Origin of the sequence: Schaalia canis, assembly GCF_003858455.1 — a bacterium.
Taxonomy (GTDB): domain Bacteria; phylum Actinomycetota; class Actinomycetes; order Actinomycetales; family Actinomycetaceae; genus Pauljensenia; species Pauljensenia canis.
On the sequence record NZ_RQZF01000001.1, the window covers coordinates 257,477 to 280,338 of the forward strand.

Annotated in this window: 13 protein-coding genes and 5 tRNA genes; 5 read left to right on the forward strand and 13 right to left on the reverse strand. The window is 57.5% G+C overall.

Annotated elements, in window-relative coordinates:
- Positions 1-112 precede the first annotated feature (112 nt).
- From EII11_RS01080 to EII11_RS01110, 7 genes are all read right to left on the reverse strand, one after another.
- The gene (locus tag EII11_RS01080) at positions 113-1,159 is read right to left on the reverse strand and encodes a lipid II:glycine glycyltransferase FemX (RefSeq protein WP_124867714.1); all 1,047 of its coding nucleotides are present in this window, start codon (positions 1,157-1,159) and stop codon (positions 113-115) included.
- A 70-nt stretch (positions 1,160-1,229) separates the two neighbouring features.
- On the reverse strand, positions 1,230-2,480 hold the full coding sequence (locus EII11_RS01085; protein WP_124867716.1) for a carboxylate--amine ligase: 1,251 nt from the start codon (positions 2,478-2,480) through the stop codon (positions 1,230-1,232).
- A gap of 144 nt (positions 2,481-2,624) precedes the next feature.
- Positions 2,625-2,699 (reverse strand) — tRNA-Val (locus EII11_RS01090).
- Between the two features lies 1 nt (position 2,700).
- Positions 2,701-2,771: transfer RNA gene (locus EII11_RS01095), tRNA-Cys, on the reverse strand.
- 41 nt (positions 2,772-2,812) lie between these two features.
- A tRNA-Gly gene (locus EII11_RS01100) sits at positions 2,813-2,885 on the reverse strand.
- Between the two features lie 62 nt (positions 2,886-2,947).
- Positions 2,948-3,019 (reverse strand) — tRNA-Val (locus EII11_RS01105).
- Between the two features lies 1 nt (position 3,020).
- A tRNA-Gly gene (locus tag EII11_RS01110) sits at positions 3,021-3,093 on the reverse strand.
- A 276-nt stretch (positions 3,094-3,369) separates the two neighbouring features.
- Here EII11_RS01110 and EII11_RS01115 point away from each other — a divergent pair.
- Positions 3,370-3,921 carry a DUF3000 domain-containing protein gene (locus tag EII11_RS01115; protein ID WP_124867718.1) on the forward strand — a complete coding sequence of 184 codons (552 nt, stop codon included), beginning with the start codon at positions 3,370-3,372 and terminating at the stop codon, positions 3,919-3,921.
- A 6-nt stretch (positions 3,922-3,927) separates the two neighbouring features.
- On the forward strand, positions 3,928-5,172 hold the full coding sequence (locus EII11_RS01120) for an HRDC domain-containing protein (RefSeq protein ID WP_124867720.1): 1,245 nt from the start codon (positions 3,928-3,930) through the stop codon (positions 5,170-5,172).
- A gap of 5 nt (positions 5,173-5,177) precedes the next feature.
- Here EII11_RS01120 and dxs read toward each other — a convergent pair whose 3' ends face one another.
- On the reverse strand, positions 5,178-7,124 hold the full coding sequence (gene dxs, locus EII11_RS01125) for a 1-deoxy-D-xylulose-5-phosphate synthase (protein WP_124867722.1): 1,947 nt from the start codon (positions 7,122-7,124) through the stop codon (positions 5,178-5,180).
- Between the two features lie 170 nt (positions 7,125-7,294).
- Here dxs and EII11_RS01130 point away from each other — a divergent pair, with 170 nt between their 5' ends.
- The gene (locus tag EII11_RS01130; RefSeq protein ID WP_124867724.1) at positions 7,295-9,292 is read left to right on the forward strand and encodes an alpha/beta hydrolase family protein; all 1,998 of its coding nucleotides are present in this window, start codon (positions 7,295-7,297) and stop codon (positions 9,290-9,292) included.
- A gap of 186 nt (positions 9,293-9,478) precedes the next feature.
- Here EII11_RS01130 and EII11_RS01135 read toward each other — a convergent pair whose 3' ends face one another.
- The 5 genes from EII11_RS01135 to EII11_RS01155 form a co-directional block, all read right to left on the reverse strand.
- Positions 9,479-14,086: a glycosyl hydrolase family 95 catalytic domain-containing protein gene (locus EII11_RS01135; RefSeq protein WP_124867726.1), complete on the reverse strand. Its 4,608-nt coding sequence runs from the start codon at positions 14,084-14,086 to the stop codon at positions 9,479-9,481.
- A gap of 322 nt (positions 14,087-14,408) precedes the next feature.
- Complete coding sequence (gene acnA / locus EII11_RS01140; protein WP_124867728.1) at positions 14,409-17,093, reverse strand: aconitate hydratase AcnA; 2,685 nt, start codon at positions 17,091-17,093, stop codon at positions 14,409-14,411.
- Between the two features lie 144 nt (positions 17,094-17,237).
- Positions 17,238-17,726 (reverse strand): adenylate kinase, encoded by a 489-nt coding sequence (locus EII11_RS01145; protein WP_240622999.1) that lies wholly within the window; start codon positions 17,724-17,726, stop codon positions 17,238-17,240.
- A 144-nt stretch (positions 17,727-17,870) separates the two neighbouring features.
- Positions 17,871-19,283 (reverse strand): class I SAM-dependent RNA methyltransferase, encoded by a 1,413-nt coding sequence (locus tag EII11_RS01150; RefSeq protein ID WP_124867732.1) that lies wholly within the window; start codon positions 19,281-19,283, stop codon positions 17,871-17,873.
- Positions 19,280-21,322, reverse strand: a complete 2,043-nt coding sequence (locus EII11_RS01155) for an APC family permease (protein WP_240623000.1) — start codon at positions 21,320-21,322, stop codon at positions 19,280-19,282. Before EII11_RS01155 ends, EII11_RS01150 begins: the two co-directional genes overlap by 4 nt.
- Before the next feature lie 120 nt (positions 21,323-21,442).
- On the opposite strand from EII11_RS01155, the gene EII11_RS01160 reads away from it, so the two are divergent.
- Both EII11_RS01160 and EII11_RS01165 read left to right on the forward strand, forming a co-directional pair.
- Positions 21,443-22,114, forward strand: a complete 672-nt coding sequence (locus tag EII11_RS01160) for a potassium channel family protein (protein ID WP_240623001.1) — start codon at positions 21,443-21,445, stop codon at positions 22,112-22,114.
- Between the two features lie 5 nt (positions 22,115-22,119).
- Entirely contained in the window at positions 22,120-22,818 is a 699-nt protein-coding gene (locus tag EII11_RS01165) for a potassium channel family protein (protein WP_124867736.1), read from the forward strand.
- Positions 22,819-22,862: the final 44 nt, after the last annotated feature.

The following is a 22,862-nucleotide window of genomic DNA, read 5'->3' on the forward strand; positions in this document are numbered from 1 at the left end:
GTGAGTTGCGAAATACACTAACCGCACCATTCTACCTCGTGAGACTATGCCCCTTAATTCACGGCAATCATCCCATGCGTGGATATGGCCACAGGAATGTGACGGCGGCCTTTCAGGAGCGGATTGCCCGCTTCAACCGCAGTGCAGCCCGTAGTGCCTTGTACAGCGTCGGCTTAAGCGGCATATCCCACGCGCCGGGCACGTCCGTGTAGTGCTGAGCGTAGCGTTTCTTGTACTTACCCACGCGGAAAAGCTGCGGGATGCGAGGAGAGTGCGCCCCCATCAGATCAAGCCCCCCACTGATCCCTTCTTCTGCAAGGATCACGGCCACACCAAAATCAAGGGCGTCTGGACCCAAAACGTGACGAGCTTGGGCGCTGGAAGCACCATAGAAGGCTACTGCTTGCTTATCGTAGACAAGAACGAGGTCCCAGCAGACAAGCTCACGTTCCTCCCCTACCCTGACGCCAAAAAGACGCGCATGCTCGGGGCCGAGGGAGGACAGCATGGAGGTGTAGTACTCCATGGGGTGAGGTGAGAATCCATCGCGCTTTGCTGTCTCTACCAAAATGGCGTAATACTCGGCAAAATCTGCGCTGGAAAGCCCGGTCTCTTCGACGATGACGCCACCGCCCTCGTCCATCTTTTTCTTCGCACGACGAACCGCGCGACGGCCCTCTGTGGTCATTGATTCAAGAACAGAGTTCTCGGAGCCGCCGGAGGTGTCAATGACGACCGTACGATCGTAGGTAATGATCTGGAGAACGTCTTCGAGGTCCTCAGCGCTGTATGTGGCGTGGAGGCGAATAAACGCCACCGAACGGTCACGTTTCTTTACCTCGGCGGCAAGATCAGCGCGGAAGGCCGCCTCGCGTTCAGGAGTGGCTTCTTTGAGCCAGACCGGCCCATGCTTGGCCCATAGGTAGGTCACGCCACGCAAGCTATGGGCATAGAGACTGATAACGGCGCACCGTTTATCGCCTTCGAACCATTCAAAACGTCCCCAATGACGATTGCCTCGGGTTGTCTCGAAGGCTTCCCATGGGGCCGACTGCTCAATGGGAAGCGGAGCAACACCCGCAGCACCAATACGCATGCCTTCCGCGTCAATGGCGACTAAGCGCGTCGCGGTAGCGTCAGACTGAGGTGAGGTCGTCATGGCCGTCAAGCTCCTCTGTGATTATGCGCGTTTGCATGTACTGCAGGATGGGTGAACTGTGTGGGCAGCCCTAGAAGGACTGATCGGTGGGTTCAGGGTAGTACCTGGCGAACTTCCGGTGCTGATTCAGCTTCTGCAGAGCAATAATCACTCGGCGCTTCAAATCCGATTCCACCTGATATTCCAGAGGGCTAAAGGCATCGCCACGAGCAATAATTTTCTCCACACGGGTCCGCAAAGCATCGTCCCGGATGTAACGCAGCAGCAGGGAGTTCGGAACAAGCGTGTAGAGGACTTCTGCTCGGGCCTCTAAACGAGGACATTCCTTCGCGTCAATCAGGTCCTCAACCATAACAGTCATAGGGTTAGCGCGAGCGGCTGTCATGTACCAGTTATTCCGCCCAATGCGAGGGTTCACCTCAAAAAAGAGCGCACGACCGTTACGCGGATCAATCTTGATGTCAAAGTTTGCGAAACCTCGATAGTCCGTCGCTTCGAGGATGCGACGAGCATCCTCCCAGAGTTCTTCGAAAGGCTCTGTCACCATCGCAACAGGATTTCCGATCAGTGTCGGGTCGTGGTCTTCCAAGAGAACTCGTGCCGATCCAATCAGCGTCATCTCTCCGCGAGAATCCACATAGGCGGTGATTGAACGCATGTAGGTATTGTCACCAGGAATGAGTTCTTGGACGAGGAAAGTGTCAGCGAATCCTGCGCCTATGAGGGTTTGCCACAAGGACTCTAATTCCGTGGCTGACTCGATGAACCAGATCTTACGCTTGCCCTCGAAGGTCAAGGAATCGTAGGCGTCGCCTCGAGCAGCTTTCGCCACCACTGGAAAGGCAAAGGGGATTTCCGGTGCCTGCCACTGCGACAGTGTTGCCTGCGAGAAATCGACCTCAAGCGTGCTCGGCGTTGCAATATTCAACTCGCTGCAAATTCGGGCAAAGGAGGCCTTATCCGTGACAGCATCGACAACATCGGCCGTAGGAAACGGCAGCGCGTAATGGGTGGCCAGTACCTCATAGTTGCGGGCGATAAAGGACGAGAACAGATCATGGTTTGCCATGAGCACGCGCTCACGCCCAGGGTGGGCGGAGGCAATACCAATGAGGACGGCGAGCAATTCCTCGTCCCCAATACGCGGGGGAATCGTCTCGACGTCAAAAAAGACAGAGCGCTTAATGGCTTCCGTTGGAGCTGAGGCCACCACGATACAGCGGCAGCCATAAGCCTCATGGAAGGACCGACCAATACCGTAGACGCCGGTATCCCCACCAATAATCACGGGAAGCAGGGAGTGTCGGCTCGTATCGGTCATTCGGTTGCGCTCCTTCCAGGCGTCCTCCAAACAGAAGTACCACCTTGAGATTAGCCTGTCCCTCCCCACTGTGCAGGGAAAACAGTGAACATGACCCAAGCTGTGGGATAAAACAAAAAGGCGGCACATCTGTGCCGCCTGGAGTGGTGGGCGATACTGGGATCGAACCAGTGACCTCTTCCGTGTGAAGGAAGCGCGCTACCACTACGCCAATCGCCCGAGGTGGGTACGGGATTCGAACCCGTGTATACGGCTTTGCAGGCCGCTGCCTCGCCTCTCGGCCAACCCACCGAACATCCCACCGTTCGTCGGAGAGTTTCCGAGGGGGACCGAGCGGATGACGGGACTCGAACCCGCGACCCTCACCTTGGCAAGGTGATGCTCTACCAACTGAGCCACATCCGCGTGTTATCGCTCGCGCGACTGGGGATAACCCCACGTGTTACCTGTATTCAAGTAACAACGAGTGGGCGATACTGGGTTCGAACCAGTGACCTCTTCCGTGTCAGGGAAGCGCGCTACCGCTGCGCCAATCGCCCGAGCGGATGACGGGACTCGAACCCGCGACCCTCACCTTGGCAAGGTGATGCTCTACCAACTGAGCCACATCCGCGTGTACACCGTCAGGATTTCTCATCCCGCCGTGCAACGAGTAGAACTCTAACAACTTCTGAGCCCGCATGCAAAATCAGCACCCAAAAGGAGGTTTTAGCTTTGATCCCAACGGAAATCTGAGCATTCACCACCAACACAGCAAACGTGAGGTGCACAACACCCCAGGAGATATAAAGCGTGTAGGCACCTTGACTCTCGCCCTCTACACGCAGCTTTTCTACGCACAACGGCGCGCCTGAATAGCACCACCACACCGGACACTTAACCTGATGGAGTGAGCGATACACCCATTCCGGAGGAATTCACCACCGCACTCCTCAGCCTGCGTGACACACCACGCTCACCCGAACTCGTTCTCCAAGAGATTCCCCCACCGCGCCAGCTTGCACCCTGGAGCGCTGGCCTGTCGCTACACACCCGCAAGGAAGGTCACCAAAACCCCCTTGCTACTGGTCGTTTCGTCGTGCTTTACGATCCCGACGGGCAAATCGGATGGAACGGCTCCTTTAGGATCGTCGCTCAGTTACGCACTCAAATAGATGCAGAGATGAGCACCGACCCGTTACTGTGCGAAGCCCTGTGGAATTGGGCGCACGATTGCCTAGACGACGCTGGGGCTGGGTACCATGACCTCACGGGAACTGTCACTAAAGAGATGTCAGAGTCATTCGGGGGACTTCAACTCACAGACTCAGCCCTCTATGTTGAACTACGGGCCTCATGGACCCCGTCCACCCCCTATCTGGGTGAGCACCTGAGTGCATGGATGGAACTCGTCTGCCGGACTTCCGGGGTCACCCCAACCCGCCACCTCGAACATATCTGAACCTGAATGCGTATCACTAATAGCAATGGTCTTCCCACGGGAGACTCCGACTCTCCTGTGCTCTTGGCAAGCCCTCGTCACGGAGTGCCTGCCATTATCGACACGCCCTCTGCAGCACACGCAGCAATCGAGTCACTCCGGCAGGGCGCAACCCCCATTGCCACCGATGTTGAACGCGCCCACGGATTCCGCTACGGCGCAGACCCTTATCTGGTGCAGATTCGACGCGAAGACGTCGGTACTTTCCTCTTCGATCCCGTTGCAGTACCTGACCTGAGTGCCCTCATCACCGACCGCGCCACCACATGGATCCTGCACGATGCTGAGCAAGACCTGCACAACCTGCGCCAAGTTGGTTTAAAACCGTACACTCTCTTTGACACGATGGTTGCCGCCCGACTCATCGGCGCACAGCGTTTCGGCCTCGCTGCCGTCACCGAACAATTCTTAGGACTTTCCCTCGCCAAAGATCACCAAGCCTCAGACTGGTCAGTGCGTCCCCTCCCCACTGGCTGGCTGCGGTATGCGGCTCTTGATGTTGAAGTTCTAACTGAGCTCTACAGAAAACTCGCAACTCGCCTCCACGACCTTGACCGCTGGGAATGGGCTGAGGAAGAATTCGCTGACATACTTCAGCGACCCCGACCAGAAATGAAGCCCGATAGGTGGCGCAAGGTACCTGGCAAAGGTGCGCTGAAATCCCGTCGTAACCTCGCGGTGCTCCGGGAGTTATGGCTCACACGAGAGACAATCGCAGAAGAGATCAACATCGATCCCAACCGTCTCGTGCGAAACTCCGCACTCATCCGAGCTGCCTCAATGCCCCCACGGAATCGCCGCACTCTTTTGAGCATTCAGGACTTTCGTTCACCTCTTGCTCGGGAGTATTCCGATCAGTGGATGCGCGCGATTCACCGAGCACGCTTCGCCAGCGAAGAGGAACTCCCGCTGCGAGGAACATCGCGCCCACAGGCGGGAATCCCCGAAATTCGCTACTGGGCACGCCAAGACCCTGATGCCTTTGCACGCCTCCAAAAGGTTCGCGCTGCTGTCAGTGAGTTAGCTGCATCCCTCGACATTGCTCCCGAAGTCCTCCTTGAGCCCAAAGTGCAGCGTTATCTGTGCTGGGCGCCCCTTGAACGAGGTAGGACGACCGGAGATGAGATCGAGGAACGACTCGTCCACAGTGGGGCAAGAAAATGGCAACGCACACTCTGTATCAATGCTCTCATTGGCGCACTGACCAGCTAGAAACCTCAGCTTGTTGAGGCGCAAGCCTCCCTCACCTTTGACGCAATGCCGTCGGCGTCGAGGCCGAGCGTCGCCTTCAAGCTCACACGCGAAGCATGCGGCAGGAAGGAACGTGGAATACCGCAGCTCACCATAGGAACGGGCGACAGAGCAAGGGCATCACGTAGTGCTGAACCAAAACCTCCATCAACAAGTCCGTCCTCAACCGTGACAACGAGATCCGCTTCCTTGCTCATTTCCACGAGGACGGGATTGACGGGGAAAAGCCAGCGCGGATCAACCACACGCATTCTGATGCCCTCATCGGAAAGACGCTGAGCTGCCGTCAACGCATCGGGAACGAGCGCACCGGTAGCGACACACAGCACGCGCTTCCCCCCTGTCTGCCTCAAGGCATCGTCTAGATGAGCGTCACGATCAGATTCTCCCTCAGGGAAAGTGTCGAAGAGAACATCCACTCCCCCAACGCTACGCACTGCCTTCATCGGCTCGGGCATATCGCCCTTCCGATAGCGCACCACGGTGGGAGCATCATCCACTGCAATCGCCTCGCGCAGGCAGGCACGCAGGTTTGCCTCGTCACGAGGGGCAGCCAAGCGCAGCCCTGGCACCATCGACAGCATGGCGATATCCCACATGCCATTGTGGGACGCCCCGTCATCGCCGGTCAGACCGGCACGGTCAAGAACAAAAGTCACGCCCGCCTTATGGAGAGCCACGTCCATAAGCACCTGGTCAAAAGCGCGATTTAGGAAGGTCGCATACACGGCGAACACCGGGTGAGCTCCTTCAAAAGCCATGCCTGCAGCAGCAGCCACCGCGTGCTGCTCAGCGATCCCCACATCAATGACACGATCGGGGAACTCTTCTGACATCGGCCCCAGGCCAACGGGAAGCATCATCGCAGCCGTCACACCAACGACGCGCGGATTCTCACGCGCGATCTGGCACATCTCGTCTGCAAAAACACTGGTCCACCCAAAACGGGCGGGGGCAACAGGCAATCCTGTTTCGGGATGGATTTGCCCGACGGCGTGGAAACGGTCGGCAATGTCCTCTTCAGCGGGAGTGTATCCTCGGCCTTTCTGCGTGTGCACATGCACAAGGACAGGCTGATTGAGTCCTTTGGCCCGACTAAAAATATTCTCCAGTGCGGCGACATCATGCCCGTCCACGGGACCGAGATACTTCAATCCAAGATCCTCGAACATCACCTGAGGAATCAAAGCATCCTTCAAACCTGCCTTCAGTCCATGAAGGGCATCGTATGCTGCACGCCCCGGTTCACCGAGGCCAAGAAGGGCGCGCTTACCCCATGCGAGAGTGCGTTCATAGCCTTCTGAGGTACGCAACGTGTCCAAGTGGTGGGCGACGCCACCAATCGTGGGCGCGTAAGAACGACCGTTGTCGTTAATGACAATTAAGACGCGGCGTTCCTTAGATGCGGCGATATTATTGAGTGCTTCCCATGCCATGCCGCCGGTTAATGCTCCATCACCGATGACAGCTACTGTCCATGTGGTATCCCCCTGGCGCTCCTTTTCGCGGGAAATCCCGTCAGCCCACGATAAGGATGAGGATGCGTGGGAGTTTTCGAGGACGTCATGGTCTGATTCAGCGCGAGAGGGGTAGCCTGAGAGTCCACCTTCTTGGCGGAGCTGAGAAAAATCGTGGCGGCCAGTAAGAAGCTTATGAACATACGACTGGTGGCCGGTATCGAAGATGAGGGTGTCTTCAGGTGAGTCGAATACGCGGTGGAGGGCGATTGTCAGTTCGACAACCCCCAAATTAGGACCGAGGTGTCCACCAGTGCGAGAAACCGAGGTTATCAAGTGGCGGCGAATCTCTATCGCCAAGCGCTTGAGCTGAGGCACCTGAAGACTCTTCAACTCAGCGGGGTGTTGGATGCCCGCTAAAAGAGCGGGCACTGCGTGAAGTCCACTTTCAACCATGAGCACGATTCTAGAGGGCCAAGGCCACATTAGCGCTATCCACGACGAAGCTCGCCATCAAGATGTGCCCGCAACACCATGGAGATCTCCCTTACACAGCCGCCAAGCATTAGCATGGATGAAGAGGTTTGCCCTTTCTACCGCACCCTTTGGAAAAGAGGTTCCCGCTCATGGCTCCGGTCGTTGCTCCCTATGGTGAATGGACTTCTCCTGTCACTGTTGACTCCTTTACGGCACGTTCCGTGACCCTCGCACAGGTGCGTGTCGACGGACCGGACACCTACTGGGTTGAAGGCCACGCGAAGGACAACGGACGTAACGTGCTGCTCCGACGTGACGCCCTGGGGCAGACTGCAGAGGTCTTGCCCATGATTGATGGCATCCGCCTTCCTGATGTCCGCACCCGCGTCCATGAGTATGGCGGTCGAGCCTACGCTGTGATCAATGGAATTATCGTCTTTTCTGACGGCTTTGACGGCCGAGTCTACCGCTACGATACGGATGTCTCCGGAGGCCTCCTGCGTCCTCTGACACCGCTTGATAACCGTCGCTATGGTGATTTTGAATGGGATGACACTCGGGGACTGATCTACGCCGTATGCGAAGATCATTCTGTCGGTGAGGAACCAACGAACAGCATGGTTGCCATTCCCCTTGATGGGTCAGCAAGCCGAGATGCCTCTCATATCCTGACCGTTTTTGAGGGGACAGATTTTGTCTCTGCCCCAACGCTTTCTCCCGACGGCTCCAAGCTCGCGTGGATTACATGGAACCACCCCCACATGCCGTGGACACAATCAGCATTGCATGTGGGATTGCTTGGACCCAACGCCGAGATCCTCCAGCACGTCAATGTCATTGATCGCGAGGACGTGTGTGTCTACGAACCTCGGTGGACCCTTGACGGGGATCTCATCCACGTTGATGATTCCTCCGGTTGGGCGAATCTTTACCGCACCGAGGGGTTCACCTCCGCGCACGATGAGGAATCCGATTGGGTGACACGCCTTCGCACGCGTCCTCTACGTCCAGGGCCTCGCGCTTTTTCTCACCCCCACTGGGCTCTAGGTCTGCACTCTTTCGATAATTTCGATCACGAGCAACTGATTTGCTCCTGGGCTGAAAACCACACATGGCACCTGGGAACTGTCAGACTCGACAATGGCCTCACCGAAGAATGGCCAACAGGCTGGTGGCCTATCGGGAACGTCGCTTCTACCGACGAACGCGTGGTGTTCCTCGCTGACTCGGCGACTCACGCGCCTGCAATTGTTGAAGTGAAGAACGGCATCACTCAGGTTATTCGCCCCTCTTCAGAGGCAGAAATCAATCCAGCGCTGGTATCTCGCGCACAGATTATTAGCTGGGATACTCGCGACGGCGAAAAATCTCACGGCTTCTACTACCCTCCGGTGAATCCCGAGTTTGTTGCCCCTGAAGGCGAACTCCCGCCCCTCATTGTCAATGTCCACGGAGGGCCAACAACCGCTGCACGCCCCGGCCTGTCAGTCCCCCTGCAGTACTGGACAAGTCGAGGCTTTGCCGTGCTTGACGTCAACTACCGAGGCTCCACGGGCGCCGGACGGCAGTATCGTGAACGGCTCAACGGAAACTGGGGCATTATCGATGTCACCGACTGCGCCGATGGTGCCCTGTATCTCATCGGACAAGGATTAGTTGACCCGGCCCGCGTTGCGATTCGAGGTGGCTCAGCGGGCGGATTCACTACCTTAGCGGCCCTCGCATCGACAGATGTCTTTACCGCCGGAGTCTCCCGCTATGGCATCGCTGATTTGCGCCTCCTTGCCCAAGAGACGCATAAGTTTGAATCGCGATACGCCTACCGCCTTGTAGGCTCTGATGATCTTTCTGATCCTGTGTGGGAGGAACGCTCCCCTCTGTCGCATGTTGATCGCATTACCGCCCCGCTCTTGCTTCTCCAAGGTGAAAAGGACCGCGTGGTTCCACCCTCTCAAGCAAAAGCAATGCGTGATGCGCTCGCACGCAACGGCCGCGCTGTTGGTACAGTGATCTTCCCTGATGAAGGTCACGGTTTCACCAAGGCGCCCAATATTCAGGTGTCGTGGGCGGCTGAACTTGGTTTCTATGGGCAGGTCTGGAAACTCGCGACTGATGGCGGGATGGATGTCGAGATCGTCAATCTTTGAGGACGACTAGCTGACATCTCTGTTCACCTACGCTGAGGGGGAACGCCACGAGCGTTCCCCCTCAGTTTTTATCCTGCCTAGCCGCGCAGGCACAGCATTGGGGCCGCATTTCCAAAAGGATACGCGGCCCCAATGCTTTCTGAGTGTCTATTTCACTGCCGGTAGAGCAGCGAGTTGACTCGCCTGCTAGATGTTCTCATTCGCTCGGCTTCGCCTGACGAAGAACACTCCAGCTCCTGCGAAGATCAGGGCGAGCACGACAACTCCGCTGGCCCAACCAGTCAGTGCGAGCTTCGATGAGGTCCCGGGTGCAGAAGTCGAGGAATTACTCGACGGCTGACCTGTCTGACCCTTGTCCGTGTCAGGTGTTGCGCCTACGCCCTTATCGGTGCTCTGTGTTTTGTCACTGCCCGAGGTGTTGGGGGTTTGACCAGGAGCGGTGTCCTGCTTGGTGTTCCCTGAGCCTGTACTGCCGGGATTAGTGCCGATACCTCCCTGGTTGTTACCAGCGTTGCCATGGCTGTTACCGCCCTGGCTATTCCCGGCACTGTCTTGCCCTGTACCGCCCTGGTTGTTACCAGCGTTCCCCTGGTTGTTACCGGCGTTATCCTGTCCGGTGCCCCCCTGGTTATTGCCAGCGTTCCCCCCTGGCTTCTGGGCAACCGTCACGGGAATACGCGCGGCAAGAACATCGCCTTCCTTCAACACGAGGGCGTGTTCTCCGGCGGGGACATTCTCAGGGATCGTGCCTTCAAAGGTGAGAGTGCCTTCCTCATTACTGGTCGCACTTCCGAGCTGAATAGGGTCGGAATGCAATTCGACGCTGTAGGTTGTCGTCGGTTTCAGACCCTTCACAGTAAAACGCACTGCTTGCCCTGCGGCGAATGGGGCACTCTCATCCACCTCAAGTGTGGGCAACGCGGGCGCGGGGTCGGTCGGCGCTGGATCAGTCGGTGCAGGATCAGTTGGTGCAGGCACGATCGGCTTTTCTGCCTTTGTGCGGGTCTCAACTGTTGCAGCCTCGGAGCGGTTACCCGCGTAGTCAATAGCGGTCACGGTGAAGGAGTAGGCCGTATCCGCGGCCAGCTCGTCAACCGTTGCTGTGAATTCGCTGGTGGTGAGTGTCCGTTCTGCGCCGGTTACCTCGTAGTGCTGAACGCCCTGTTCATCCGTTGCGGCATTCCAGGTAAGAACAATGCTGCTGGTAGCCGGATCAGCGACGAGGTTTGTCACTGCACTTGGAGGGGTGGAATCCTGTGCAAGCTTGTCCAGGGCCTCCTTCAATGCGGTCGCAGCCGTTTGAGCGTCCTCAGAGGTGAGCTCTTCAGAGGCGATCGCCAGAACAGCATCAGCGCGAGCCTCCTCAATCGCAGCAAGAGATTCGGGAGTATGAATCTTCGGGTCAAGGGTCGTCCCAGCCAAACGCTCAAGCTGAGTCTGAATGGGGGCGCGGTCAACGCCAGGCGCGACAATCTCAAAGAAGTCGAGTTCGATCTTGTGGCGTGCACCCGTTGGCATCACCGTAACCGTGTGGGTTCCGACCTCAAGGCCCGTAAACTCCACGAGCTTTTGCCGATGCAGATCATGGGCGCTGCTACTCGATACGGTTTGACAATTATCCTCACTCAGGCAGACCTTCACGTCTGCAAGGGTGTTATTCGGGTGGTTGTTGACATTGCCGTAGACGGCAACGCTACTGCCGGTGAACTCGAGTGTTGCACGAGCATCTGCGCCTCGCGAGTAATGCAAGGTCCGCTTGAAGTTCCGATCGTCACGGTTCCACGTATCCCACGAGCCGGTGTAGTGCACCGCAGGATCAGCGTCATCAACCTGTCGCGTCACCTCCTGCGCTGTCAGGATCAGCACATCGAAGGTTGCTTTCACCGAAGGATCATCAGCCAGGGCAACCGTGATAGTTACTGCCCCTTCTGGAGCCTTTGCTGTCACAACACCGTTCTCGACGGTGGCTACCTCGGGATCCGACGAGCTCCACGCAAGTGCGGGTACGTTTCCATCGGTCATACGGCCGTCACGAAGGTGGGCACGCAGGGTAAGGGTGCCGCCTTCAGCGCCGATGACGCTCGCACCAGTGACTGATTCGAGGTAGAGTGCGCGGGTGCCGCTTACGATGTAAGTCTTTCCCTCTTCGGTTGGGAACGTAATGTGAGTATCATCGAGTACCGTGCTTTGGACCTCGGCCCCCTCAGAATCGCGAACGATTGCGCCTCGGGCTCCTGGCAGTGCCAGTGTCGCCTGAGTGCCAGAGCCTGAGTTCAGGCGAACTTCAGTAACGGCCCCCTTGTTCCACTCGAGATCAACTGTGAAGTCGCCACGAGCGCGTAATCCGCTGGCAGTGCCGTTCTGCCAGGCCTGCGGTAGTGCGGGAAGGACGTTGATGTAGTTCGGGTGCGCGTTCTTTTCGAGATCGATATAGGTCGAGTTTGACTGCAGCAGCATCTCGTTGACTGCTGAGGTGTACCCGAAGTTTCCATCAATCTGGAAGGGCGGGTGCGAATCAAAAAGATTCGGGTAGATGCCGTTGGCAAAGAGCGAGCGAATAATGCGGTGTGCACGGTTGCCGTCTCCGGTGCGTGTCCAGGAGTTGATGCGCTGCGCGATACCCCAGCCGGTTGCCTGGTCGGTGCGACGATCCAATGAGATCTTCGCTGCGTTCATGTAGTCAGGGTTATCCACGGTAATGAGATCACCGGGGAACAGGCCAAGCATGTGAGAGATGTGGCGGTGCGCCGTCTGATAACCGTTCCCGATGGGGCGCCCATCCTCCCACTTACCCAGTTCGCCTTCGTCGTACCATTCCTTGATCTGCCCAGAGTCACCAACGACCACTGGCTTGAGGAGGGACAGTGCACATGACCAGGAGCGATTCGCGTCAGGGTCAACGAATGCGCCATGAGCTTGCCAATTGCGACGCCAGTTGGCCGTGGAGCAGTTTTCAGTATTGCCGATCCGCGAGTCATCAACTTTCAGCACCGAGGCAGAATGGATAGTGTCGGTAAGCAACTGCCAGATAATCATCTGCTCGTAGGTGTTGCCGTCGGTAATCGGTCCATGCTCGGGAGAGTAGGCAGGCGAGGATGCGAGACGGTCAACGCCGTAGACATCGGTGGTGGGATGAAGGAAAACGTTGATGTAGAAGTCGCTTTGTTCCTTCAACAAGGGGTAGATCCGCTCACGCAGTAGCTCCTCATCCAGAGAGTACTCGTAAGCCTCGTAGACGTTCTGGAGAATCCAAGGGATCGAGGCGGGAGACCAGCCCCAACTGAACTGGTGTCCAGGTGCGGTCCATCCATATGGCGTGGTTTCTGTGTGTGCAGAAAAGCCCGATCCTGGGGTTCCATCTGTTCCCATGTAGACCTGTGCGGTCTTGCGGCCGGGAGCAACCAGTCCTTCGACGTAGCGGATGAGAGGGTCGGCTGATTCGGAAAGGTTGGCGCTATAGGTGGGCCAGTAGTTCATCTGCAGGTTGACGTTGAGGTGATAGTCGGCCTTCCACGCGTTTTCAGGTCCTGTGTCATTGGAACGCCGCGCCCACACGCCCTGGAGATTCGCAGGGAGCTGGGAGTTGTCACGCGAGGAACCGACAGTGAGGTAGCGCCCGTACTGGTAGAGGAGCACTTCCAAAGTGCGCTCTTGTGCTGCAGTTGCTCGACCTGACTTGTATGTCTCAAGCAGAGCATCGGTAGCCAGGGAGTTATCCCATCCTCCAAGGGACAAGGCAACTCGGTCCATTAAGCCACTGTGGTCGGTCACATGGGCGCTTTTAACAGCATCCCATCCGGCCTCGGCAGCATCGTTGACCCGCTTTTGAATAAGGGCGTCGAGGTCTTCGGCACTCGTGCCGTTGCGGTAGGTCGGGTAGGTGTAGGCGAAATCAGTACCCGCAGCGAGGTAAAGGGTGGCGCTCCGCGCATTATCAATCCTGACAGCCTTGTCTTGTGCACTGATGCTTCCCCCATCGGTGACGACCGTCAGCTTCGAGTTGTACTTGAGGCCATTGGAATGGAGGGCCCCTTTAACGGTTAGGGTATTGCCGTTAAACTCCGTTGTTTCGCCGTTTCGGCTGGCATTGTGCTTTGTCGGAAGTGACACTGTCGCATCGAGGCCTTCTCCCCCGTCAGCGCTCAGGCGAATGACAAGCACATTGTGAGGATGTGAGGCGAGCATTTCACGGGTGTAGTTCACGCCGTCTTTAGTGAAGCTTACTGATGCCACGCCGGTGCGTAGGTTCAGGTCACGCCTGTAGTTTTCAACGGAGGGGTTGCGACCGAAACCGTAATCGATGAAAAGGTCAGCGAGGGCCTGGTAAGCACCTTGCTCAATATTGCGGTCGAAGGCGCCGATGAGCTTCTGTTGTGCGAGGCGTGCAGCGGCAGGGGCGTCGCCTTCCTCAAACAGTCGCTGCACGTCACGTAGGGTTTGGCCATTGGCACCATGAGCAACAGAGTTTCCTCCGTCGTAAGATCCCTTGCTACCTGGCCCTCCTGTCCAGAGAGTCTTTTCGTTGATGACAATGTGCTCCCGTGAGATCTCACCGTAAATGGTGCCGCCGAGATCGCCGTTACCGATGGGGAGCGTGGCCTGCTGCCAAACATTGTCCTGGGCAGGAATGCCCTCGGATTTCAACTGTGTGGCAGAGGCCGGTTGCCCGTACCACAGCAGTGGGTCGTTGCCGTTCTGCGTACCGCTGCCTGGTTCGGCGTGCGCGATGGACGCGCCAGCCACAACAAGGGCTGCAACCGCAAGAAATGCTGCAGATCCGTTGACTATTCGCATAGGGGCTCACTTCCTCGTGATTACCTCGTATGTGTTTCTTTTGGGGAGAACTCAGCGACGAGCCCTCAGCGTTAACGTTAACGAATCTGTCCATCTGGTCACAAACTCGGCACATGCTCATAGAGGCATATGCACAAACGTTCATCGGATACACAGCATTATTCCAGGTAGCATGACATTTTATTTCTTAGCAATCCTGGGTGTTAACTCTACCATTCCGGTAGAAAATCCCCTGTCCTTCCCCAACAAATCGACCGTCCCTGAAGGGGAGAAGGCCCCTAGAGCACAAGCTCTAGGGGCCTTAAAATCTCCGAGCGCCTTCTTACTGAGCGGCAAGCTGACGCAGGACATACTGCAGGATGCCACCGTTGCGGTAGTAGTCGGCTTCACCAGGGGTATCAATGCGCACAACCGCATCGAATTCGATGGGAGCTTTCCCTTCCGCCACTGCCACCACGCGGACAGTCTTTGGGGTTACTCCCTCATTGAGAGCTTCAATGCCGGTGATCTCAATGACTTCTTCACCGGTCAGCCCCAGGGAATTGCGGTCCTCCCCTGCCGGGAACTGGAGGGGCAGAACGCCCATACCAATGAGGTTGGAGCGGTGGATGCGCTCGAAGCTCTCCGCGATGACCGCCCGTACACCTAGCAGCGAGGTTCCCTTAGCTGCCCAGTCACGCGATGAGCCAGATCCGTACTCTTTACCGCCCAACACAACCAGCGGGGTGCCAGCAGCGAGGTAGTTCTGTGCTGCATCGTAGACGGTGGAGGTCGGCCCACCCTCCAGGGTGAAGTCGCGCGTAAAGCCACCCTCAACACCGGGAACGATCTCGTTACGGATGCGAATATTGGCGAAGGTGCCGCGGATCATCACCTCGTGGTTGCCTCGACGCGAACCGTAGGAGTTGAAGTCACGCTGCTGTACACCGTTCTCCAACAGGTAGCGACCAGCGGGCGTCTCTGGTTTGAAAGAGCCTGCCGGGGAGATGTGGTCCGTTGTCACAGAGTCGCCCAGCTTCAGAAGAACGCGAGCGGCGTGAATATCGGTGACAGGATCGGGGGTCATGGTCATGCCCTCGAAATAAGGGGGTTTACGCACGTAGGTGGACGCCTCATCCCAGCTGAAGGTGTCGCCCTCGGGTGTGTCGAGACCCTGCCAACGTTCGTCGCCGGCAAAGACATTGCCGTAGTCCTTTTCGAACATCGACCGATCCAGGGTGGAATCAATTGTTGCCTGCACCTCTTGCGCGGAGGGCCAGATGTCGCGCAGGAACACGTCATTGCCGTCGGCGTCCTGGCCGAGAGGATCAGTCTCGAAGTCGAAATCCATTGTTCCCGCCAAAGCGTAGGCGATGACAAGGGGCGGAGATGCCAGGTAGTTCATCTTCACGTCGGGGTTGATGCGGCCCTCGAAGTTACGGTTACCAGAAAGGACCGACACAACAGCAAGATCATGAGCATTGACCGCTTCAGATACCGGTGCGGGCAGCGGGCCGGAGTTGCCGATGCAGGTGGCACAGCCGTAACCAACGAGGTGGAAGCCCAGGGCTTCGAGGGCAGGCCAGAGCCCGGCCTTCTCGTAGTAGTCGGTGACCACCTTCGAGCCCGGTGCCATTGAGGTCTTCACCCAGGGCTTGGCACTCAGGCCGCGCTCAACGGCATTGCGTGCCAGCAGACCAGCAGCAAGCATGACCGACGGGTTAGAGGTGTTCGTGCAGGAGGTGATGGAGGCGATGGCAACGTCTCCGTGGTTGAGGCGGGTTACGGTGCCGTCCTCAAGGGTGACTGGCGCGTCCTCTCGGGGACCATCGGGGGCATAGGTGCCGATGACCTCGTTGAACGAGGCTTTTGCGGCGCTCAGTTCAATACGGTCCTGGGGACGCTTGGGGCCAGCGATGGAGGGCACCACGGTGGACAGGTCCAATTCGAGGTACTCAGAGTAGGCGACCTCGCGGGAAGGATCGTGCCACAGGCCCTGTTCCTTGGCGTAGGCCTCGACCAGGGCGATGGAATCTTCGGAGCGGCCGGTTAAGCGCAGGTAGTCGAGAGTGACCTCGTCGATGGGGAACATGGCGGCTGTGGAGCCGAACTCAGGCGACATATTGCCGATGGTGGCGCGATTTGCGAGGGGCACCTTGCCCACACCTTCGCCGTAGAACTCGACGAACTTGCCGACTACACCGTGCTTGCGCAGCATCTGGGTGATGGTGAGGACGACGTCGGTGGCGGTGGCGCCAGAAGGGATCGAGCCCGACAGTTTGAAGCCAACGACGGGCGGGATGAGCATGGAGACGGGCTGGCCGAGCATGGCGGCCTCTGCCTCGATGCCACCAACACCCCAGCCAAGTACGCCCAGGCCGTTGACCATAGTGGTGTGGGAGTCGGTGCCGACGCAGGTGTCGGGGTAGGCGGTGACGCTTCCGTCTTTCTCAGTCTTAGTAAAGACAGTGCGGGCGAGGTATTCGATATTGACCTGGTGGACAATACCCGTGCCCGGGGGGACGACACGGAAGTTTTCAAAGGCTCCCTGCCCCCAGCGCAGGAATTGGTAGCGCTCGTTATTGCGCTCGTATTCGCGCTCAACATTGCGCTCGAAGGCATCATGACGGCCGAAGACGTCGATCTGCACGGAGTGGTCGATGACCATTTCGGCGGGTGCAAGGGGGTTAATGCGGGTGGGGTCACCGCCGAGGTCGGCCACGGCTTCACGCATGGTGGCGAGGTCGACGATGCAGGGGACGCCGGTGAAGTCCTGCATGACGACGCGTGCCGGGGTGAATTGGATTTCGGTGTCAGGTTCGGCTGTGGGGTCCCACTGGGCGAGGGCGCGGATCTGGTCGGCGGTGACGTTAGCGCCGTCCTCGGTGCGCAGCAGGTTCTCTGCCAGAACCTTGAGGGAATACGGCAGACGGGTGAGCCCTTCGAGGGCGTCAAGGCGGTAAACGGTGTAGTCCGAGCCGTCAACGGTGAGGGTGGACCGCGCGCCGAAGGAGTTCAAGGATGTCATTGGAACCTCCAAGGGATGAACTGTGTCGGCTGCGTTCTGACAGGCAGCCAGAAAATATCTTGACATCAAGATATTACATGACACCCTGTCAGCGCCACCACTTTCACGAAGTGTCCACTACGTTGCCCACCACTGACCGCTACATCACGGTTCAGGAGGGAGCATCAAACTCTTCTCTACCCGATCAAAAAGCGAATCGTAGTCGCCATCAATCACGCAATAGTTCACCTGATGTTTCTGAGCACACTCACGGACACGCGCGTTGTCCCTCAAAACCGACTCCAGAGTGCACCACGCGTCATCGACACGGTTTTCAATCACCCGCGCATAGGCCTTGATGTCAGCAAAATGCTCCCTCACATGGTGTCCACTCATCACCAGACAGACGTACCTGATGTGCTCCAAGTATTCGCGCTCAAATGCCTTTGACCAGTCGAAAGGAATGTAACATCCCTCCACAATAAGGTTCTGCCGGTTCTCCACTGCGGTCTTGACGATCTCACACACAATCGGCCATAAGTATTGCGTAAGCTCCTCATCACCACTCATCGAGGTCAAGTGCGTCTGGCCACTACGTATGAGACCCATCTTAAGGTGATCAATAGAAAGGTAGGGAAAAGCATACTTTTCCATCAGTCTTTGAGAGAGCGCAGTCTTACCTGTGTGGGATGCGCCCGCTACCAGGATGATCATACCGTTGAATCTCCGACTTCTACTTGATGTACTCAGCCAACCCTCTCCTGCGCGCGATCTCCCATGCACGCAGGAGTCTGTTACTCAACGCCGATTCAACGCAGCGACAAACTCGACGTGGTGCGTATGAGGGAACAAGTCCCACGCTCGCAAGGACTCCAACTCGTAGCCAGACTCCGTGAGTGCACGCAGATCGCGAGCCCCTGCCGCCGGATCACAGGACACCAACACCACACGGGCAGCCTCGGAATCAGCAATACGTGCGCACACCTCACGGCCAGCGCCCGTGCGTGGAGGATCACATACCAGCACATCAGGAGCCGAACCCAGTTCACCCACGAGATCCGTTACCGCACCCTCATCCACAGCTCCAACGAAAGTGTCGACCGTGCCGTAGGCAGCGCAATTTGCCGTTGCATCAGCAACCGCGTCCTCGGCCCCTTCGACGCTCACCACGCGGCCCTTCTCCCCCACCTGGGATGCCAGAACCTGTGTAAACAGGCCTGCGCCAGAGTAGAGTTCGGCCACTTTCTCTCCCCCGCGAAGCCCGGCGGCATCGCTTACCGCCTGAGCAAGGACCTGAGCGCCCTCGCGGTGGGTTTGCCAGAAACCGTCCATACGCACTCGATAATCGAAAGTCTGCCCGTTGACCTCAATACGCCAGTGGCAGGTATCGTCCTCAACCATCTGACGCTCAGCATCGAAGAGTCCCTGCGGGGTGCGCACCAGGACGCGATTATCTCCGGTGTTACTGGCCACCACGCGGATACGATCCTTCGGTGACCACAGGTGACGCCAGGGGGAATCAGAACCGAACAGGCCCAGATCCACAATGTCTTCAACTGCCAGAGGCATCTCCTTCAGAGGCAAGACAACGCGATCGCGGAAACGATGCATACCAGCATTGCTGTCCTGGTTTGCGACCAACTCAATGCGCGAGCGACGATGCAGCAATGGATCGTCGGGGGCAGTATCACCAGGAGCCGCCTGGACGCGCACTCCCCCAATATCGCTGACAGCATCGGCCAATGCTTCGCCACCGATACGACGAATCTGACCGCGCAGAACATCGGTCTTCCACTGGCGTTGAGCCGCTGGAGCGACATGAGCGAGTTCTCCTCCACCGACACCATGCGGACCGGCCTGCGGCCACACAGACGGCACACGGTCCGGCGAAGGCGAGAGAACCTCAATGGCATCGGCCCACGCCAAAGTCTTTTGTGTGGCCGTTACTTGCGCAACAACTGTCTCTCCTGGCAAAGCGTGACGTACGAACACCACGCGACCACTGTCATCGCGGGCTACGCAGGCACCACCATGAGCGGGTTCACCAACAAGCAGTTCCAAGGTTTCCTTCGGCGGACGAGGGCGAGCGGGGCGTTGCGCAGTGCGCGCATTTTTCTTTCCCGCTGCCTTGGCGGTGCCACGCTGGGCACCTCTGGCCTTTGAAGATGCCTTTCCTTGAGGGGAACGCGAGGAGCGACGTGAAGGGGTCATCGTTGTTCTTCTTTCTCGACAACCTGCGTCGTCGCTTGTGAACGTTCATTACTCGGGAAAGGATCGTTCACTAATTGGCGGCCTTCCACCTGATCGTCCTCGCCTAACTTCCACGGGACAGTCGTGATCACAACGCCGGGAATGTGTAGCAACGCCCGACGCAGACGCACGGCAGTCTGATTATGCAAAATATTCTCCCACCAGCGGCGCACCAAGAACGCCGGGAGGTACACGATCACGAGTTCGTGAGGGCGGCGGCGACGCAAGGCACGCACATGAGTCTCCACCACATGCGTAATGTCTCGATATGGAGAATGCAGCAGGGTCAAGGGCGTGGGCAGACCAGATTCTTCCCACTCACGCCGAACCAGTGTTTCCTCCGTTTCATCAGCAACGACTGAGACTAGTTCAAGGGAGGAGGGGGCAGATGCGCGGGCAGTGGAAACGGCGCGCATCGTCGGACGGGCAAAGTTCGATACAAGCACGATCGCGTGAACGCGGGTTGGTAATGCGCGTTGCATATTCCAATCCTCAACCCTGAGATCTGCCCGAACCTGGTCGTAATGCCTGCGGATGAGACGCTGGACGATGAACACACAGACCATCAAAATGAGCGTAATCCAAGCACCCTGACCAAATTTCGTTATCAAGACAACCATGAGCACCGAGCCGGTCATCATGAAACCAATGATATTGACCGCGCGAGAACGCAAGACTGTACCGCGTTCAGCGCCTGTCTGGCGGGTGCGGAGCTGCCGGTTCCAATGCCGAATCATGCCCAACTGAGACAGGGTAAAGGAAATAAACACACCCACCACATAAAGCTGAATGAGCCGAGTGACCTCTGCATCAAAGGCGACGATCAACGCCACTGCACCGCAGGCGAGGACGATGATGCCATTGGAAAACGCTAGACGATCTCCACGTTTGTGGAGCTGGCGTGGCAGGAAAGAATCACGCGAGAGGACCGAGGCCAGTGTGGGGAAGCCGTTGAACGCGGTGTTTGCTGCCAGGACAAGAATGGCGCCCGTCACCACGGTAATCAGCAGGAAGAAGATACTGCCCTCACCGAAGACTGTTGCAGCCAACTGTCCGATGGCCGGCGCTAGAACAACGTCTGCGCCAACAGGAGAACCGTTCAAGAGGAGTTGCGATTCAGGATCCTCAACGAGAACAACCCCCGTTGCGCGAGACAAGATCAGGATAGACATCATCATGACGGCTGCGATACCGCCAAGGAGAGCAAGTGTTGTTGCTGCGTTCTTTGACTTGGGTGGCGCGAAGGAGGGAACACCATTGGAGATTGCCTCCACCCCCGTCAGCGCCGCACAGCCGGAAGAAAAAGCTCGCATCATCAAGAAGGCGCCGCCGAGCCCGACGATGCCATCCATGTGGCTGGGATCGGCTACCAGTTCATACTGCGAAGACTCAGCGGCAGAAAGATTCCCCGTGAACAGCTGGTAGAAACCAACAACGATAAGCAGGGCGATTGCCGCCATGTAGATGTAGGTGGGGATAGCGAATGCTGCACCGGCTTCACGCATGCCACGGAGGTTCAGAACTGTCAGGATCACGACAAGGCCTACTGCGATCCCCACCTCGTGGCCGGCAAAATACGGGATGGCAGCGGTGATATAACGCGATCCTGCCGATATTGACACTGCGACTGTGAGGACATAGTCCACCAACAAGGCAGAGGCAACAACCAGGCCCCAGTTGTGTCCCAGGTTAGTTGTGACAACCTCGTAGTCTCCCCCGCCTGAGGGGTAGGCATGAACTGTTTGGCGATAGGACAAGACAACAACAGCAAGAACTGCCACTACTGCCACGCCCACCCACAAGGAGTGGTATCCAGCCAATCCTCCAGCTAATGCCAGGGTCAAAATCACTTCATCTGGGGCGTATGCAACCGACGATAAGGCATCGGAAGCAAAAACCGGTAGCGCCAGTTTCTTTGGAAGAAGCTGGTGTCCTAGCGCTTCAGAGCGAATTGGGCGTCCGATAAGGACTCTCTTGACGCGGTCATAAGTCTCACGCACGAGCGTCCAGCGTAGTCCTTTCCTCTGGGAAGTAAAACCCACGAGGATAAATGCTGCCACCTGTACACAAAGTAGTGAGGACCGTCCAAGTACACAAGCGTCCAAATGGGGAGTAGCGTTATGGCTGTGCATTTCATTGTGATGGGGTGCGGGCGCGTGGGCGCCCTCTTGGCCACCCAATTAGATTCTGATGGACACTCAGTCGCCGTCATTGACGCCGATCCCAAGGCTTTCCGTCGTCTCCCCAGTGATTTCTCGGGACGTAAAGTGACGGGGCAGGGGATGGATCGTGACATCCTCCGCAAGGCGGGAATCAAGGAGGCCTACGCCTTCGCCGCCGTCTCTAACGGAGACAATTCCAATATCATTGCGGCCCGCGTCGCCCGCGAAACCTTTGGTGTTGAACGCGTCGTTGCCCGCATTTACGATCCCACCCGCGCTTTTGTGTACGAACGCTTAGGGATCCCCACCGTTGCAACGGTGCGTCGCACCTCTGAAGCAGTGCTCAGATGGATGATGCCACGGGATGCGCATGTGGCGTGGAGTCATCCTGCTGGCAACGTCTCTCTTGTTGCCGTCATGCCGGCACCATCCTGGTACGGTCTGCCCTTCACCACCGTTGAGGCACTCACTGGGAGCCGCGTTGCCTTCGTATCACGGTTAGGGGCCCTTCAGGTTGCGGCACCTGACTTGGTCATTCAGGAAGATGACGAGCTTTTCTTTGCTGAAGCAGGTGTTGATTCCACCCGCCTACGCAATCTTCTAACCTCGCCGCCCGAGCTTGAGGAGTAACCCCCATGCGTATCGTTATTGCAGGTGCCGGCTCCGTCGGGCGTTTTGTCGCCAAAGAGCTCCTTTCCCATGACCACAATGTCACCCTCATTGACAATCACCCGGAGAAACTGCAAGTCTCCGCCGTTGTCGACGCCGACTGGGTTCTTGCTGACGCGTGCTCTCCTGATTCTCTTGCTGACGCAGGAGTACGCGAGGCAGACGTTCTTGTGGCTGCCACAGGCGATGATAAAGCCAACCTGGTGATCTCTCTTCTGGCAAAAACAGAGTTCGGTGTCCCCCGCGTGGTGGCACGCCTCAATAACCCGAAGAACGAGTGGCTTTTTGACGCCTCGTGGGGTGTGGATGTCGCCGTCTCAACACCACGCATCATGACCGCCCTCGTTGAGGAAGCAATCAGCATCGGTCAGCCCGTGAAACTGTTCTCCTTCAATACTGCAGACGTCTCAATGTACGCCATTGTCCTGCCCCACCGATCCCCTATCGTTGGCAAACGGGTAGCCGATGTCGATCTTCCTGCACAAACAGTTCTCACAGCCCTTCTACGCGACGGACGACCAATTCGCCCCGATGATGATGACGTATTCAGCGCTGGAGATGAACTACTGCTCCTCGTTCCTGACAAGCATGCGGCGCTCATGACAACACTCGCATCTGAAATCGAGGCTCCCGTAGAGCTCATCGAGTCTCTTATCGACGAGTAAAGTAACGTTCACCCCCGCCTCTTTATCATGGCGGGGGTGAACTG